Source organism: Nocardioides aestuarii (assembly GCF_039527245.1).
Classification (GTDB): Bacteria; Actinomycetota; Actinomycetes; order Propionibacteriales; family Nocardioidaceae; genus Nocardioides; species Nocardioides aestuarii.
In genome coordinates this window covers 163,707-180,535 of record NZ_BAAAJT010000003.1, presented here as the reverse complement: position 1 = coordinate 180,535, position 16,829 = coordinate 163,707, and the positions used below count along the sequence as shown (strand labels likewise).

The window sequence follows — 16,829 nt, the reverse complement described above, 5'->3', positions numbered from 1 at the left end:
CGGGCCGTGGCCGCGCCCGTGGGGAGGGTCTCAGTCGGTGGCGACGAACAGGTCGGAGGCGCGCTGGCCGGTGGCGCCGAGCGGGCCGTTGTCCTGACCGTCGACCGTCGTGGTCAGCGATCCGTCGCTGGACTCCACGCGCACCGGCGGCGAGACCTCGAGCGACTTGGTCTCGCCGAACGCGATGCCGCCCTGGAAGACGACCGAGCCGCGTCCGTCACGCACCGTCACGCGGGCGCCGCCGCCCGCCGCCGTCAGCTCGACCGGCACGGCGGGAGCGGCCTTGGTGCCGCCGCTGGTCAGACCGGCGCTGCCGTTGAGCACGGTCCGGGTCTCCGGGACGTCGCTCGGGCCGTCCATCGCCAGCCGGGCCACCGACCAGGCGAGGACCACGGCCATGACGGCGGCCACCAGCACCGACCAGTTCGGACCGCCGCGGGTGCCGCGGATCGAGCCGTGGGCGCCGGTCGCGAGCTCGGCCTCGAAGACGCGGCGCGGGCTGATCGGGGCGTCGGCGTAACGGTCGTCGTAGGCCGTCAGCAGCGGCGCGACGTCGACCCCGAGGACGCGCGCGAGGGTGCGCAGGTGGCCACGGGCGTAGAAGTCGCCGCCGCACGGGGTGAAGTCGTCGACCTCGATCGACTCGATCACGTGGGGACGGATCCGGGTGCGCTCCGCGAGCTGGTCGACGGTCAGCGCGAGCCGGGTGCGGGCGGCGGCCAGCTCCGGGCCGACCACCGGGTCGACTGCCGGCCGCACCGCGTGGTCGTCGATGAGCAACGGCTCGACGGCGTGGCCCTCACGGGCGATCGGCGCGACGCGGTCGCCCCAGACCTGGGTCTCCTCGACCAGGCTCACGCTCCCGGGTCGGCGCAGCTCGCGGCCGGCCGCCTCGTCGTCCGCCGCGTCCGCGCCGGTCTCGACCCGCAGCTCCGCACGGGCAGCTGCGGTCGGCAGCCGGAGCGGGCTCGGCGTCGCGCTGGCGACGAGGGGCTCCGTGTCCTCGGTGGCGACCTCCTCGACGAGGACGTCGATGTCGGCCTCCTCGTCGTGCTCGCGCTGGCACAGGCCGGAGAGGCGGAACAGCGCGTGGGCGAGGCGCGGACGCGGGTCGGGCAGGTGCCGCTCCTCGTCGGTCGCGACCTCGACCTCCACACCGTCGGTCTCGGCCTCGTCGACCTCCTCGACCTCGATCTCGCGGGTGCCGACCTCGACCACGCGGCTGGTGCCGGCCGCCAGGGCCGTCAGCGCAGCGGTCAGGTCGTCACCCTGGCCGGAGACGCGGGTCGACAGGCCGAGCGGCAGCGCGAACGGGGCGCCGTAGAGGCGCTGGCACAGCCGGGACTGGCGCCGGGCTCCGCGGTCGAGCTCCTCGAGCAGCCGCGCCGGGTTGTGGACGACCATGACCAGCCGGCCGTCGCGCAGCAGGCCACGGCGCGGCGTGTGCTCGACGCGGGCGAGCGCGCCCCACGGCAGCCCGCCCCAGGTGCGGCCCAGCCGCATCCGGACGCCCTGGGCGTCGGCGACCAGGAGCGGCGTCCGGGCGTCGAGCAGCGCGGCGAGGTGGCCGATGCCGAGTGCTCCGAGCACGACCGCGAGGGTCCAGTCGACGACGGCACCGCTCTGGGCGGCACGGGCCGCCCAGGCGATCGCGACCGCCGACGCGAGGCCACCGACCAGCGCGGCCAGGCCGGCGTTGCGGCGTACGACGACCGCCTCGGGAGCGAGCGCCAGCGACGTGGGGGTCTCCCCCGTCGCCGACTCCTCGTCGTGGTGGCCGAAGACCGGTGCCTCACTCATGACGCCTCCCCCTGGATCACTGCGATCACGGACTCGATCTCGTCGGGCTTGACCAGCACGTCCCGGGCCTTGGAACCCTCGCTCGGGCCGACGACGCCCCGGCTCTCGAGGATGTCCATCAGCCGGCCCGCCTTCGCGAAGCCGACGCGCAGCTTGCGCTGCAGCATCGACGTCGAGCCGAACTGGGTCGAGACGACCAGCTCGATGGCCTGCACGACCAGCTCGAGGTCGTCGCCGATGTCGTCGTCGAGGTCCTTCTTCGCCTGCTGCGGCGCCGTCACGTCCTCGACGTAGGTCGGCTCCAGCTGCTTCTTGCAGTGGGAGACCACCGTGGCGATCTCGGCCTCGGTGACCCACGAACCCTGGATACGGGCGGGCTTCGACGCGCCCATCGGCAGGAAGAGCCCGTCGCCCTGGCCCACCAGCTTCTCCGCGCCCGGCTGGTCGAGGATGACCCGGCTGTCGGCCAGCGAGGACGTCGCGAAGGCCAACCTGGACGGCACGTTCGCCTTGATCAGGCCGGTCACGACGTCGACGCTCGGACGCTGGGTGGCCAGCACGAGGTGGATGCCCGCGGCGCGCGCCAGCTGGGTGATGCGGACGACGGCGTCCTCGACGTCGCGCGGGGCGACCATCATCAGGTCGGCGAGCTCGTCGACGATCACCAGCAGGTAGGGGTAGGGAGCCAGCTCGCGCTCGCTGCCCGCCGGCAGCTCGACCTTGCCGGCCCGCACCGCCTTGTTGAAGTCGTCGATGTGCCGGAACCCGAAGTTGGCCAGGTCGTCGTAGCGCATGTCCATCTCGCGCACGACCCACGCGAGGGCCTCGGCCGCCTTCTTGGGGTTGGTGATGATCGGGGTGATCAGGTGGGGCACGCCCTCGTAGGCGTTGAGCTCGACCCGCTTGGGGTCGACCATGATCATCCGCACCTCGTCGGGCGTCGCCCGCATCAGCACCGAGGTGATCATCGAGTTGATGAACGACGACTTGCCCGAGCCGGTGGCGCCGGCCACCAGCAGGTGGGGCATCTTGGCCAGGTTGGCGACCACGAAGCCGCCCTCGACGTCCTTGCCGAGCCCGGCGACCATCGGGTGGTGGTCGGAGCGGGCGGTGTTCGACCGCAGCACGTCGCCGAGGGAGACGATCTCCTTGTCGGTGTTGGGGATCTCGATGCCGATCGCGGACTTGCCGGGGATCGGGCTGAGGATGCGCACGTCGGCCGAGGCGACCGCGTAGGCGATGTTCTTCGACAGCGCCGTGACCTTCTCCACCTTCACGGCAGGACCGAGCTCGACCTCGTAGCGGGTGACGGTCGGGCCGCGCGTGTAGCCGGTGACCTGCGCGTCGATGCCGAACTCCTCCAGCACCTGGGTCAGTCGGTCGACCACCGCGTCGCTCGCCTTCGAGCGGGCCTTGTGCACCGACCCGGGCTTGAGCGCGCCGTTGTCCGGCAGGGAGTAGGTGACGTCGCCGGACAGCGCCAGCTGCTCGACGCGCTGCGGGATCGGGCTGTGGGGAGGCGGCTCGAGCTCCTCACGTCCCTTGTCGGGCGCAGCGTCGTAGAGGTCGGGGGCGACGGGGCTCGTCTCGGTGGGCGTGTCGTCCTCGTCCGGAGCCGCCTTGGCTGCGGCCCTGGCACGCTTCTTCAGCTCCCGGTCGCTGAGGACCGGGCTGTCGTAGGCGGGGTCGCCCATCTCGGGGTCGATGTCGTCGCCCGCACGTCCGCGCCGGCGGACGGGCTGGGTCGGCTCGGCGTCCTCGTCGTGGGTGCGGCCGAGCATCGAGTCGCGCAGGTGCGCCAGCCGCGTCGGGATCTGGTAGACGGGCGTCGCGCTGATGACGAGCACGCCGAACGTCGAGAGCAGCACGAGCAGCGGCACCACGACGTAGGCCGAGCGGAGCAGGTCGAGCAGGAGGCTGCTGACCACGAAGCCGATCGCGCCGCCACCGAACTGGAGGTCGGTGGCATCGCCGAGCTGGGGCTGGGGGTTGCCGCTGGCGATGTGGACGATGCCGAGCACGCCGAAGCCGAGCGCGAGCCAGCCGATCACCTGGCGGCCGGCGGGGCCGTTGTGCTCGGGATCGCGCATGTTGCGCCAGCCGATGAGCACGAGCATCACCGGGACCAGCCAGCCGACCTTGCCGACCGAGCCGGAGACGACCGTGCGAGCGACGTCCATCGCGCCCCCCGGCAGCTGCCACCAGACCGCGGCGGCGGCGACGACGGCCAGGGCGATCAGGAAGAGCCCGACGCCGTCGCGGCGCTGCTCGGGCTCGAGGTCGCGGGCTGCTCCCCCGACCTTGCGGGCCCCGGCACCGAGGCCGTGGGCGGTCGCCATCCAGGTCGCACCCACCCCTCGACCGAGCGCGCCGAAGGTGCGCGAGACCGGGCCGGGCCCGTTACGGACAGCCCGAGGAGCCGGACGGCTCTTCGAGCTGGTCCGGCTGGAGCTGGGTCGGGTGCGGCTGGTGGTACTCCGGGTTCGGGAGGTCGAGCTCCTCGAGCTGGTCTTCGGCTTCGACTTCGATGCTGACTTCGAGGCCGAGGACCTGGACGAGGACGTGCTCTTGCTCCGCGACCCCGGCGGGGAAGACGTACGGGTCGCCATGGTCAGAAGGCTAGGCCACCGTCACTCCAGTCACACGGATCACAGGATGCGTGTCGCCGTCACAACTGCCGACCGGGTCAGGCGAGAGGGACGCGGAGCACGAAGGTGCTGCCCGTGCCGAGCTCGGAGGTGACCTCGATGGTGCCCCCGTGCATCTCGGCGATGGTGCGCGCGATCGCCAGGCCCAGGCCGGTGCCGGGGATGGTCAGCGCCTCGGGGTTGGTGGAGCGGTGGAAGGCCGAGAAGAGGTGGACCTGGTCCTGGGTCGAGATGCCGAGGCCGGTGTCACGCACGGCGACCTCGCCGTGGCCACCGGCCGCGCGGACCTCGACGACGACCGTGCCGCCGCGCGGGGTGTACTTCACCGCGTTGCTCGAGAGGTTGTCGACGACGCGAGGCAGCTCCTCAGCGTCGGCGTTGACCCAGACCGGCCGGTCAGGCAGGTCGAGGGTGAAGGTGATGCCGGCGTTCTCGGCCTGGATGCGCAACATCTCCGCCGACGAGCGGCACAGCTCGGCGAGGTCGAGGCGCACCCGCTCCAGCTCGCGCCGGCCCTGGATGCGTGAGTAGTTGAGCAGGTTGGTGACCAGCCGGTCGAGCCGCGCGGCGTTGCGGCCGATCGCGCCGACCGAGGCGGGCTGGACGCCCGCCTCCTCGAGCAGCTCGGTGTGGCCGATGATCGAGGTCAGCGGCGTCTTGAGCTCGTGGGAGATCGTGGCAATCAGCTCGCCCTTGTAGCGGTCGAGCTCGCGCAGCTCGACCAGCAGCCGGCGCTCCGTACGCCGCAGCCGCACGTCGCGCACCAGGCGGCCCAGCTCCCGCCCGGCTTCGTGGACCGCGTCGACCTCGTCGGCGTCGAAGTCGGGGTGCGAGTCCTCGCGGAGGACCACCAGGTAGCCCAGCACGTCGCGGTCCACGTTCATCGGGGCCAGCAGGCCGTGGGTCCACCCCCCGGCGACCAGCCGCTCGCGCAGCGACGCCTCCGAGGTCAGCGCGGGGAAGTCGTCGTCACGCAACGAGAACGTCAGCGGCCGCTGGTGGCCGGCCTCCGCATGACGCACCAGGTCGGCGCGCAACGAGCGCACGACGTGGTCGCTGGCTCCCACCGGCGCCGGCGCTCCGGCGGAGTGGTCGACCGGGTCGTCGACGTTGTCGCCGAAGACCCGCAGCGAGACCTGGCCGAGCGGCATCGCCCCGTGGATCGCGTCGGCCGCCTTCTCCAGGGCCGGGTCGATCTCGGTCGACCCGGACAGCAGCGCCAGCTGCTTGAGCGCCTCACCCAGCTGGACCTGCCGGCTCAGCTGCTGGCGACGCTGGGCGTTCTCGAGAGCCAGACCGGCCTGGACGACGAACATCTCGAGGATCTCGCGCTGCTGCTGGTTGGGGATCTTGTTGTCCGGCGGCAGGTCGACCGCCATGTTGCCCAGCAGCGCACCGGTCGAGGAGTAGAGCGGCGCGTAGAGGGTGTCGAGCGGGTGCCAGGCGTCGGGGTCGTCGGTCACCTCGATCTCGGGCACCCAGAGCCCCTCGATCTGCTCGGGTCCGAGCCGCTCGTGGGGGACGAACCGCAGGATGCCCCAGTGGTCGGCGATCGAGAACTCGCGCTTGATGATCTGCTCGGCAGGCGTACGACGCCCGAGGATCTGGTCGCGCACCTCGTCGTCACCGCCGACGGCTGCCATGACGAACGTGTCGCCCTCGAGGCGCGAGATCGCCGCCACCCCGAACCCCAGGCCCTCCACGACGCCCTGTGCGATCTCCTCGAGGACCTCCGAGAGGTCGGTCGAGGAGCTGACGCGCCGAATGATCTCGTAGAGACGGCGCACGCCGTCGGCGTTGAAGGTGTCGAAGCGCGTCATGCGTCCCGTCCTTCCCGAGCGGCGGCTCGTCAGGCCTCGATGACCACCGGGATGATCATCGGGCGTCGGCGGTGTGCCTGGTTGACCCACCGTCCCACCACCCGCCGCACCGTCTGCTGCAGCTGGTAGTTGTCGTCGACTCCCTCGGACCGGGCGCGATGGAGGGCGTCGATGATCGGCTGCTTGATCTCGTCGAAGGTCGAGTCGTCCTCCGCGAAACCACGGGCGTGGATCTCCGGGCCCCCGGAGACCTTGCCGGTCACCGAGTCGACGACCACGATGACAGAGATGAACCCCTCCTCGCCGAGGATTCGCCGGTCCTTCAGGTCGGACTCGGTGATGTCACCCACCGAGGACCCGTCGACGAAGACGTAGCCGCACTCGACCTTGCCGGCCACCGACGCCACTCCGTCGACCAGGTCGACGACCACGCCGTCCTCGGCGATGACGACCTGCTCCTCCGGGACACCCGTACGCCGGGCGAGCGCGCCGTTGGCGAGCAGGTGACGGATCTCGCCGTGCACCGGCATCACGTTGCGGGGCCGCACGATGTTGTAGCAGTAGAGCAGCTCGCCCGCGCTGGCGTGGCCGGAGACGTGCACGAGGGCGTTGCCCTTGTGGACCACGTTGGCGCCGAGCCGCGCGAGCCCGTTGATCACGCGGTAGACGGCGTTCTCGTTGCCGGGGATCAGGCTCGAGGCGAGCACGACGGTGTCGCCGGGCACGAGGTGCACGAAGTTGTGGTTGCGCTGGGCGATCCGGGCCAGGGCCGACAGCGGCTCCCCCTGGCTCCCGGTGGAGATCAGCACCTGCTTCTCGGGGGCGAGGTCGGCGAGCTCCTTGGCGTCGACGACGACACCCGGCGGCACGTCGAGGTAGCCGAGGTCGCGGGCGATGGCCATGTTGCGCACCATCGACCGGCCGACGTAGCCGACCTTCCGGCCGTGCTCGACGGCCGCGTCGAGGACCTGCTGGACGCGGTGGACGTGGGAGGCGAAGCAGGCCACGATGATCCGCTGGTCGCTCTCGTGGAAGACCCGCTCGATGACCGGCGCGATCTCCTGCTCGGAGGTGGTGAAGCCCGGCACCTCGGCGTTCGTGGAGTCGACCATGAAGAGGTCGACCCCCTCCTCCCCCAGTCGGGCGAAGGACCGGAGGTCGGTGATGCGCCCGTCGAGCGGGAGCTGGTCCATCTTGAAGTCACCGGTGTGCAGCACCAGACCGGCGCCGGTCCGGATGGCCACGGCCAGCGCGTCCGGGATCGAGTGGTTGACCGCGACGAACTCGAGCTCGAAGGGCCCGAACGTCAGGGTGTCGCCCTCGCGGACCTTGTGGTGGACGGTCTCGCGCAACCGGTGCTCGCGCAGCTTGCTGCCGAGCAGCGCCAGGGTCAGCTCCGACCCCACCAGCGGGATGTCGCCGCGCTCGCGCAGCAGGAACGGCGTCGCGCCGATGTGGTCCTCGTGGCCGTGGGTCAGGACCAGCGCCTCGACGTCGTCGAGCCGGTCACGGATCGGCTCGAAGTCGGGGAGGATCAGGTCGACGCCCGGGTGGTTCTCCTCGGGGAACAGCACGCCGCAGTCGACGATCAGCAACCGCCCGGCGTACTCGAAGACGGTCATGTTGCGACCCACCTCACCCAGCCCGCCGAGCGGGATGACCCGGAGCCCGCCCTCGGCGAGCTCAGTGGGGGCGGACAGTTCGGGGTGCGGGTGGGACATGGACTCTCTTTCGTCGGTGGTGCCGACCAGGTGTCGGCAGGGGCGTGGCCGCCTAGAGCAGGCCGGAAGCCTCGAGGCCCGTCCGCAGCTGCGCCACCTCGGCGTCGGTGAGCGGCACCAGCGGTCCGCGCACCCGTCGGTTGTCGAGGACACCGAGCAGCTCGAGCGCGGCCTTGGCGGTCGTCGCGCCGTAGTTGTCGACCTTCATGATCGCGTCCATCGCCGGCAGCAGCCGGTGGTAGAGCGCGAGGGCGCCAGTGTGGTCGCCGTGGAAGAACGCTCCGGCCATCGCGGCCAGCATCTGGCCGCCGGCGTGGCCGACGACCGAGACGAAGCCGCAGGCGCCGTGGGCGAGCCAGCCGAGGTTGGCGTGGTCGTCGCCGGAGTAGACGGCGTAGCCGAGGTCGACCAGCCGCACGCCGCGGGCGAAGTCGCCGACCGCGTCCTTGACCGCCACGACCGGTCCGAGGTCGCGGGCCGCCTCGTAGGTCTCGAGCGCGATCGTGGTGCCGGTGCGGCCCGGGACGTCGTAGAGCATCACCGGCACGTCGGTCGCGTGGACGACGTCGCTGAAGTGGTGGAGGACCCCGGCCTGGCTGGGCTTGTTGTAGTAGGGCGTCACCAGCAGCAGGCCGTCGGCCCCGAGCTTCTCGGCCTGACGCGCCAGCTCGACGGAGTGGGCGGTCGCGTTGGTGCCGACGCCGGCGACGACCTTGGCGCGGCTCCCGACCGCGTCCTTGACGACACGGAGGATGTCGCCGTCCTCGGCGACGCTGGTGGCCGGCGACTCGCCCGTCGTGCCACTGACGACGACGCCGTCGTGGCCGTTGTCGACGAGGTGGGCCGCGATCGCCGCGGTGCCGTCGAGGTCGACCGACCCGTCCTCGGTGAACGCCGTCGCCATCGCGGTGAGCATGCGGCCGAACGGGGCCTCGGGAGCGGTCGAGGGGGTCATGCGGTCAGGGTATCGGCTCCCCTACCTCGGTTCTGCTCCCGGCGGGCGGGTTTGCGCGTTTTGCTCCGCAACGGTGGACAGCCGCTCACCATGGTCCGTGCGCCCTCCCCCGTGGGCGCCGCGCCATGTCAGTGGAGGACCCTTGCCCAGCCCGTCTGCCCCGCGCCGGACCGCCCGTCCGGTCCTGGCCCTGGTGGCCGCGTGCGTCACGCTCGCGGCCCTGGTGCTGCCGTCGACCGCGGTCCTCGCCGCGCCCCCGAACACGCCCCCGGGCACCCCGAGCGCGCCCGACAAGCCCGCCGAGGACAATCAGGAGAAGCCGGAGAAGCCCGAGGTCTGGACCGGCTACCCCGGCACCAACACCGCCCACGACACCTACGGCTACCCGTGGCCGGCCGCGCCGGACTGCAACGAGGCGAGCATCGGGTCGGGCTGCGTCAACGACGGCCTCGGCTTCTTCCAGGGCCAGTGCACCTCCTGGGTGGCCTACCGCGTCAGCCAGCGCAACGGGGTGGCCTTCAGCAACTGGTACGCCGGTCGCCACTGGGGCAACGCCTCGGAGTGGGCGAAGGTCGCCAAGGGCGCGAAGATCGCGGCCAACAAGGTCCCCGCGCCCGGCGCGATCGGCTGGTACGCCCGCGGCCACGTCTCCTACGTCGAGTCGGTCAACACCGACGGCTCGGTCGTGATCTCGGAGATGAACACCGACGGCCACAACGGCTTCGTCGTCCACACGGTCTACCCCGGTGACTCCAGCTGGCCGGACAAGTTCATCCACGTCGCCGACGTGGTCCCCGTCGACTACACCGCTCCCGAGGCGCCCGGCGACCCCAGCGCCCGCTCGGTGAAGGGCGGCGTGCGTGTCGACTGGTCGAAGTCGGCCGACGACCTCGGCACCACCGGCTACACGGTCCGCCGCGACGGCATCGTCGTCGCCGAGACCGCGAGGCCTGGCTGGACCGACCGCCGCGCCTCGGCCGGGCAGCCCTACTCCTACTCCGTGACCGCCCACGACGCGGCTGGCAACGTCTCGGCCGCCGCGACCACCCGGCTCGCGCTCGGGACCCGTGCCCCGGCCCGGCTCGCGGCGCCCTACCTGAAGGGCACCGCGGTCAGCGTGGCCATGGGCGATGCGACCGTCGTCTGCGGCCTGCGCGGCGGTCCGCGTGACCAGCGGGTCGGCTGCACCCGGCGTACGCCGCGTGGTCCCGAGCTGGTCCGCGCCGGCCGCGAGGTCGGCTGGGGCACCGAGACGTCACGCACGTTCGTCGCCGGACGCGACGGCAAGGTCTGGTTCTGCCGCGACGTCGCCGCCGGCGGGCGCAGCGCCCACGCGTGCCTGCCCTTCGACCTCGCCACCCGCAGCTGGGGCTTCGACCGGCGCGACCGCTACCGCCCCGCCCTGGACCGCGTCACGTGGCTCGCCACGACCAACGGACCGGCCGCCTGCGGCGCCACGGGTGACCGCGCGACCTGCTCGGTGATGGGCCAGCAGGGCTGGCACACGCCGAAGCGGGCCGACCGCGCCCTGCCCGGGGACCCGCTGTCACGCGCGTTCGTCCCGACCCGCGACGGGGTGGCGTTCTGCCGCGTCGTCTCGGCCCGGGCCGCCTGCGCCGAGCTGGGCACGCGGGGCGGCTGGGACAAGGACGTCCTCGCTGGCCGCGACGTCGCCCACGGCCGCTGGGTCACCGGTGAGACCGGCCCCGAGCTGGTCGCCGCGACCGGGCGGGGACGGGTCGCCGTCGAGGTCGACCCGGCCCCGAGGACCCCGAAGCGCACCCTGGTCCACCGCCTGTCCTGACCTCCGGGCCGCTCGAGGACCTAGACTCGACCCACTGACGACGAGGGGGATCCCATGCCCGACGAGAAGAAGCAGGCCGACAAGACCGACGAGCCCACCGAGGTCGAGACGGGCGAGCCCCGCCCGCGCCTCGGGACATCAGCGGACGTCGCCGAGGTCGCCGCCAGCTACTACGCGAAGGTCGCCCGCCCCGGCCGGTGACGGCTACTCCCCCTGCGCCCACCCGGCGACAGGGAGCGTCAGGAACACGCCGACGCTCGGCGTACCCACCAGGTCCACCAGGAACCGGCGAAGGCGCTCGCACCGGTCGTCGCGCGTCTCCGCCCGGCTCGCGGTCCAGCGCGAGCGCACCTCGATGACGAGGTCGAGCCCGCCGGCGTCGTAGGGGCCACGCGGACGGAAGCGCAGGTCGACGTCCCCGGGGCGCAGGTCACCGTCGTAGGGCTCCTCGGGACACTCGACCGCCAGGGACACCTCGTGCGGCAACCGCTCGGCGAGCAACCGCAGCTGAGCGTCGTCGAACCGGGCGGCATGGGTGATCTCGACCAGGGGCACCCACGCACGCTAGTCCCCGCGGCGGTGCCGCAGGAGGGGCAGCACGTGGTCGACGAGCAGCGGCGCGAGGTCGTCGTGCTCGTCGTCGAGGCGCATCCAGCGCAGCTCCTCGATCTCGGCGGCCGCGACCGGCTCGGCGGTCAGGACCGCGGTGAAGACCGTGGAGTCGACGCGATGGCCCGGCTCGTTGGCGGCCGCCGCGGAGAACCGGCCCAGGGCCCGGAGGTCCGAGGCCACCAGGCCGACCTCCTCGTGCGCCTCCCGCACAGCCGCCTGCTCGGGTGACTCCCCCGCCTCGATCTTCCCGCCGACCAGCATGAAGCGGTCGGTGCCCCGCTTGCGGACGGTCAGCACCTTCCCGTCCCGCAGGAACGCCACGGCGGCCACGACCAGCAGGCGCTCCTCGTCGGTCACCGCACGCGCTCCCAGGTGACGACGTCGAAGTCGTCGCCGGGGACCCGGGACGTCTCGTGCCACTCGGACCGGTCGACGGCGGGATAGTGGGTGTCACCGGACGGCGCGAGGTGGACCTCGCTGATGACCTGGGCGTCGGCGAGCGGGAGCGCGGCGGCATAGACCTGTGCTCCCCCCGCCACGAAGACGTCGCCGGTGAGCCCCGCGAGCGCGGACTCGAGGTCGGGCGCGGTGGTGACGCCCTCGGCCGACCACGTCGGGTCGCGGGTCAGCACGACCGTGGCGCGACCGGGCAGGGGCCGGCCGATCGACTCGTAGGTCGCCCGTCCCATGACGAGCGTGTGGCCGAGCGTGGTCGCCTTGAAGTGGGCGAAGTCCTCGGGCAGGTGCCAGGGGATGCCGCCGTCGGCGCCGATCACACCGTTCTCGGCGACGGCGGCGATCAGGACGACGCGGCGCCCGGGAGCGGGCTCAGACGGCAATGGGGGCCTTGATCCCGGGGTGGGGGTCGTAGCCCTCGATCGTGATGTGGTCGAGGTCGAAGGCGTCGATCTCGGTCACGGCCGGGTCGAGCCGCAGCGTCGGCAGCGCTCGCGGATCACGGGTCAGCTGGAGCCGGGCCTGGTCGAGGTGGTTGGAGTAGAGGTGGGCGTCGCCGAGCGTGTGGACGAAGTCGCCGACCTCCAGCCCCGTCACCTGCGCGAGCATGTGGGTCAGCAGCGCGTAGGACGCGATGTTGAAGGGCACGCCCAGGAAGACGTCGGCCGAGCGCTGGTAGAGCTGGCAGGAGAGCCGCCCCTGCGCGACGTAGAACTGGAAGAACGCGTGGCAGGGCGCGAGTGCCATCTGAGGGATGTCGGCGACGTTCCAGGCCGACACGATGTGGCGACGGCTGTCGGGGTCGGCCCTCAGGTTCTCGACGAGCTGGGCGACCTGGTCGACGTGGCGGCCGTCGGGCGCGGGCCACGACCGCCACTGATAGCCGTAGACGGGCCCGAGGTCGCCGTCCTCGTCGGCCCACTCGTCCCAGATCGTGACGCCGCGGTCCTGCAGCCACTTCACGTTGGTGTCGCCGCGCAGGAACCACAGGAGCTCGGCGAAGACCGAGCGCGTGTGCACCTTCTTCGTGGTCACCAGCGGGAAGCCCTCGGCGAGGTCGAAGCGCATCTGGTGGCCGAAGACCGACAGCGTGCCGGTGCCGGTGCGGTCACCCTTCTCCACGCCCTCGTCGAGGATCCGCTGGAGGAGGTCGAGGTAGGCCTGCACGGAGCCGACTCTACGGCAGCGAGACCGTCCCGCGTACGACCGTCTGCGCGTCGCCGCCGACCCAGATGTCCTCCCCCACGACCTCGACGTGCACCCGGCCGGCACGACCGATCGCCGTCCCCTGCGCCGCGACGTACGCCGCCGGCAGGACCCGGCCGGCGAGCCACTGCGCGAGCCCGGCGTTGAGGCTGCCGGTGACCGGGTCCTCGGTGATGCCCGAACCGGCCGGGCAGAAGGCGCGGACCTCGCAGGCCGTGTCGCCGTCCTCGCGCAGGCCCACGACGCCCACGTCCTCGTGGAGCCGGGAGAAGTCGGGCTCCAGCGACAGCACCAGGTCGGCGTCGCGGACCAGCAGCCCCATCCAGCCGGGCCCGTTGTCGACCCACGCCGCCTCGAGCACGTCGGCCGGGTCGAGGCCGATCGCGTCGACCACCGCGGCGACGTCGGCGTCGGCGACGGGCCCGGAGCGGACCAGCGGCGGCGCCGAGAACGCCAGCCGGCCGCCCCGCCGCAGCATCACGAGCCCCGCGGCGCACTCCTGCACGACCCGGTCGTCACGGGCCGGCACACCCCCGGCCTCCAGCCACGCGTGGGCGCTGCCGATCGTGGGGTGTCCGGCGAACGGGAGCTCCGCGAAGGGCGTGAAGATCCGCAACCGGTAGTCGGCGGCGGGGTCCGTGGGCGGCAGCAGGAACGTCGTCTCGCTCAGGTTGGTCCACCGGGCGAACGTCTGCATCGTCGCGTCGTCGACCTCCCCGGCGTCGTGGACCACGGCGACCGGGTTGCCGCGCAGCCGCGCGGAGGAGAAGACGTCGACCTGCCGGAAGTCATGCACGAGCACACGCTAGCGATCAGTGGGCCAGGACCGGTGGCTCGGGAGCGTCCTCGGCCACCTCGGCGCGGTCGATGCAGACGTCCGAGCGGCCCGGCACGCACTCGTAGATCCGGTAGTTGCCGCGCGAGGGCATCTGGAGCGTGTCCTGGTAGGTCTTGTCCTGCAGGTCGTGCTCCACGGCGAACCAGAAACGGCCGTCCTCGGAGTAGGCCCAGCTGACCGGCGCGTCGCTGGGCGAGTACATCCTCGGCAGCCGTCGCCCGGTCGAGGTCTCGTAGACGCGGACCTCCTCCACGGAGTCGCGCACGAACAGGTATCGCCCGTCAGCGGTGAGCCGTCCCTCGCTGCCCGCGACCGGCGTGCCCCGACGGTAGGCACCCGCCTGGAGCAAGTAGCCCTCCGCGAAGCTGCTCAACCGGGCGCCGCCGGCGACGTCGGCCAGGCTGCCCTCGAGCGCGAACGCGTCACCACGCAGCGGCTCCCACACGTAGTCGTTGCCGCGCGCCGCGTAGTAGACGCGCTCGCCGTCGACGGCGACCGGGCCGCTGCCCGCCACCGGCTGCCCGCCGCCCTCGCCCGGCGATGCGAGCGAGCGACGGCCGACCTCCTCGCCCACCCGGGTGTCGAACACCACGAGCTCAGGGTCGCCGGCACCCGGGTCGGCCCACGCCACCCATCCGTTGTCCGGCTCGGCGACGAGGCCGTCGCCCGGCACCGTGCGGCCCAGCCGCGTCGTCCCGCCCTCGTCCCCGACGAGCGTCACGACGCCCTCCTGGTCGGCCATGACCGCCCCGCCCGGCACCGACACGAGGTCGACCACGGCCGGCACGGTCACGACCACGTCGTCCAGGTGGAGCCGGCCGTTGCCGTACCACGCGAGCGGCAGCGGGTTCTCGGCCTCGACCACCTCACCGATCCCGTCGTCCCCCGGCCGCAACCACCACGCCACACCGGCCACGACGAGCAGCAGCGCGACCGTCACGACCAGCGCGCGGCGTACGACGCGGGCGCGGAGCGCGCGCACGGCCGACGCGACCTCGGCGACCGGGAGGAGGTCGACGTGGAGCGCCGAGAGCGCGAGGAGGACGTCCGGGTCGGGCAGCAGCGGCGCCTGCTCCGGGACCCGGTCGAGGACGTCGGCGACCTGGTCGTCGGCGAGGCCGGCCACCTGCCGCAGCACGACGACCTCCCGCTGCCCCGCCGACAGGGCGGCGAGGGCGGCGCAGACCTCCTCGAGGCGCTCGACCGCCTCCGGCCCGGCGTCCCCGTCCGGCGCGGGATCGACCCACGGCTGCTCCGGGTGCCGCCGGCGGTGCCGGGTGAGCTCGTGGTGGAGCTCGCGCTGGACCGCCACGTCGACGTCCTCCTCGCGGTGGAGGCGGGCGAAGTCGGGACGAGCGGCGACCACGGTCGCGAAGGCGACCGCCCGAGAGTCGGCCCGGCCGAGCCCGAGCAGCAGCAGGGTGCGGACGAGGGTCGGCCAGCGCGCGGCGAGCCAGTCGCCGAAGTCACGGTCGTCGGTGGAGCGGTCGCGGGCCATGTCGTCGGTGATTCGGAGCGACCCGGCCCGGGGATGGGTCTCAGGCGTGGAGCGACATCGGGCCGTAGACGACCCGCTCGTGCTCCACCAACGTCACCTGGTCGACGCCCTCGGCGGCCAGGTCGGACCAGGTCTCCCCGACCCACGACTCGGCGTCGGCCTGGCTGGTGAAGCGCTGGCCGGCGAGCTCGTCGGGGACCGACACCTCGGTGCCGGCGGAGTCCTCGAGACGCCACCACCACGGCCGGTCGGCCGGGGACGGGCGGCGGAACGACGACGGTTGGTCGGGCAGGTTCATCAGGACTCCCGGACGCTCGTGTCGACGAAGGGCGGCTTGACGAGCTGGAAGACCTCGCGGCGGCCGCGGACGTCGACACCGACCTCGGCGTCGGGGTCGACCATCGTCGGGACCAGCGCGAGGCCGATCCCCTTGCGCAGGGTCGGGCTGAAGGTGCCGGAGGTGACCTCGCACAGCGGCACGTCGGCGGCGAGCGAGACGGTCATGCCCGGGCGCGGGATCCCGCGGCCGGTGGCGACCAGCCCTCGGAGCAGCCGCTTCGGGCCCTCCTCCTTCTCGGCCCGGACGGCCGCGTCGCCCCAGAACCGCTCCTTCTTCCAGCCGACGGCCCAGCCGAGCCGCGCCTGGTTGGGCGTGACGTCGAGGGTGATGTCCTGGCCGTGGAGGGGGTAGCCCATCTCGGTGCGCAGCGTGTCGCGGGCGCCGAGCCCGCAGGGCTTGATGTCGTGGGCGGCGCCGGCCTCGAGGATCCGGTCCCAGAGCGTCCCCGCCGCGTCGTTGGCGACGATGAGCTCGTAGCCGCGCTCGCCGGTGTAGCCCGTGCGGCACACCACGACCGCCACGTCGGAGTCCTCGTCGAGCGCGGCCTCGACGAAGGACATGTAGTCGTGCCCGGTCGGGAGCCCGACGGCATCGAGCACCTCGTCGGAGCGGCTGCCCTGCACGGCGAGGACCGCGTAGTCGTCATGGTGGTCGATGACCTCGACGCCCTCGGGCGCCTCGGCCCGGAGGCGGCGTACGACCTCGGCGCTGTTGGCCGCATTGGGGACGAGGAGCACGTGCTCGTCGTCCTGCCAGTAGGCGATCAGGTCGTCGACGACGCCGCCGGTGGCGTCGTCGAGGCAGAGGGTGTACTGCGCCTGGCCGGGCGAGATCTTCGCGAGGTCGTTGCTCATCGTCGCGTTGACGAAGTCGGCCGCGCCGGGTCCGGTGACGAGGACCTTGCCGAGGTGGCTGACGTCGAAGACGCCGACGGTGGTGCGGACCGCGGTGTGCTCGCCGACGGTGCCGCCGGGGTATTCCAGCGGCATCGACCAACCGCCGAACTCCGCGAGCTTCGCCCCGAGCGCGACGTGTCGGTCGTGAAGCGGCGAGGTCTTCGGTGCGTCGCTCATGCCGTCGAACCTATCGCAGCGCACGGCTGCTGAACCGGTCCCTCGCCGGACCCGTATC

15 protein-coding genes are annotated in these 16,829 nt (G+C 72.7%); 2 read left to right on the top strand and 13 right to left on the bottom strand.

Annotation, left to right across the window (positions count from 1 at the left end):
- Positions 1-30: 30 nt before the first annotated feature.
- The 5 genes from ABD091_RS18380 to dapA form a co-directional block, all read right to left on the bottom strand.
- The gene (locus ABD091_RS18380) at positions 31-1,800 is read right to left on the bottom strand and encodes a helix-turn-helix domain-containing protein (protein ID WP_343921334.1); all 1,770 of its coding nucleotides are present in this window, start codon (positions 1,798-1,800) and stop codon (positions 31-33) included.
- On the bottom strand, positions 1,797-4,409 hold the full coding sequence (locus tag ABD091_RS18375; RefSeq protein WP_343921332.1) for a DNA translocase FtsK: 2,613 nt from the start codon (positions 4,407-4,409) through the stop codon (positions 1,797-1,799). The genes ABD091_RS18380 and ABD091_RS18375 overlap by 4 nt, the downstream gene beginning before the upstream one ends.
- A gap of 77 nt (positions 4,410-4,486) precedes the next feature.
- Entirely contained in the window at positions 4,487-6,268 is a 1,782-nt protein-coding gene (locus tag ABD091_RS18370; RefSeq protein ID WP_343921330.1) for a sensor histidine kinase, read from the bottom strand.
- Between the two features lie 29 nt (positions 6,269-6,297).
- Entirely contained in the window at positions 6,298-7,989 is a 1,692-nt protein-coding gene (locus ABD091_RS18365; protein WP_343921328.1) for a ribonuclease J, read from the bottom strand.
- A gap of 52 nt (positions 7,990-8,041) precedes the next feature.
- On the bottom strand, positions 8,042-8,944 hold the full coding sequence (gene dapA / locus ABD091_RS18360) for a 4-hydroxy-tetrahydrodipicolinate synthase (RefSeq protein ID WP_343921326.1): 903 nt from the start codon (positions 8,942-8,944) through the stop codon (positions 8,042-8,044).
- Between the two features lie 142 nt (positions 8,945-9,086).
- Between dapA and ABD091_RS18355 the strand changes: the two genes are divergently transcribed.
- Both ABD091_RS18355 and ABD091_RS18350 read left to right on the top strand, forming a co-directional pair.
- Complete coding sequence (locus ABD091_RS18355) at positions 9,087-10,748, top strand: CHAP domain-containing protein (RefSeq protein ID WP_343921324.1); 1,662 nt, start codon at positions 9,087-9,089, stop codon at positions 10,746-10,748.
- A 54-nt stretch (positions 10,749-10,802) separates the two neighbouring features.
- Entirely contained in the window at positions 10,803-10,949 is a 147-nt protein-coding gene (locus ABD091_RS18350; RefSeq protein WP_343921322.1) for a hypothetical protein, read from the top strand.
- Between the two features lie 3 nt (positions 10,950-10,952).
- Here the strand turns inward: ABD091_RS18350 and ABD091_RS18345 are convergent, their stop codons facing one another.
- From ABD091_RS18345 to gcvT, 8 genes are read right to left on the bottom strand one after another with little or no spacing between them, the layout of a single operon-like run.
- Positions 10,953-11,303, bottom strand: a complete 351-nt coding sequence (locus ABD091_RS18345; RefSeq protein WP_343921320.1) for a hypothetical protein — start codon at positions 11,301-11,303, stop codon at positions 10,953-10,955.
- Between the two features lie 9 nt (positions 11,304-11,312).
- Positions 11,313-11,717: an NUDIX hydrolase gene (locus ABD091_RS18340; RefSeq protein ID WP_343921318.1), complete on the bottom strand. Its 405-nt coding sequence runs from the start codon at positions 11,715-11,717 to the stop codon at positions 11,313-11,315.
- Complete coding sequence (locus ABD091_RS18335; RefSeq protein ID WP_343921316.1) at positions 11,714-12,199, bottom strand: dihydrofolate reductase; 486 nt, start codon at positions 12,197-12,199, stop codon at positions 11,714-11,716. The genes ABD091_RS18340 and ABD091_RS18335 overlap by 4 nt, the downstream gene beginning before the upstream one ends.
- The gene (locus ABD091_RS18330; protein ID WP_343921314.1) at positions 12,189-12,983 is read right to left on the bottom strand and encodes a thymidylate synthase; all 795 of its coding nucleotides are present in this window, start codon (positions 12,981-12,983) and stop codon (positions 12,189-12,191) included. The genes ABD091_RS18335 and ABD091_RS18330 overlap by 11 nt, the downstream gene beginning before the upstream one ends.
- A gap of 10 nt (positions 12,984-12,993) precedes the next feature.
- Positions 12,994-13,818 (bottom strand): PhzF family phenazine biosynthesis protein, encoded by an 825-nt coding sequence (locus ABD091_RS18325; protein WP_343921312.1) that lies wholly within the window; start codon positions 13,816-13,818, stop codon positions 12,994-12,996.
- A gap of 16 nt (positions 13,819-13,834) precedes the next feature.
- Positions 13,835-15,358 (bottom strand): hypothetical protein, encoded by a 1,524-nt coding sequence (locus ABD091_RS18320; RefSeq protein WP_343921310.1) that lies wholly within the window; start codon positions 15,356-15,358, stop codon positions 13,835-13,837.
- 40 nt (positions 15,359-15,398) lie between these two features.
- Positions 15,399-15,656 carry a hypothetical protein gene (locus ABD091_RS18315; RefSeq protein WP_343921308.1) on the bottom strand — a complete coding sequence of 86 codons (258 nt, stop codon included), beginning with the start codon at positions 15,654-15,656 and terminating at the stop codon, positions 15,399-15,401.
- The gene (gcvT, locus tag ABD091_RS18310; RefSeq protein ID WP_343921306.1) at positions 15,656-16,771 is read right to left on the bottom strand and encodes a glycine cleavage system aminomethyltransferase GcvT; all 1,116 of its coding nucleotides are present in this window, start codon (positions 16,769-16,771) and stop codon (positions 15,656-15,658) included. Before gcvT ends, ABD091_RS18315 begins: the two co-directional genes overlap by 1 nt.
- Positions 16,772-16,829: the final 58 nt, after the last annotated feature.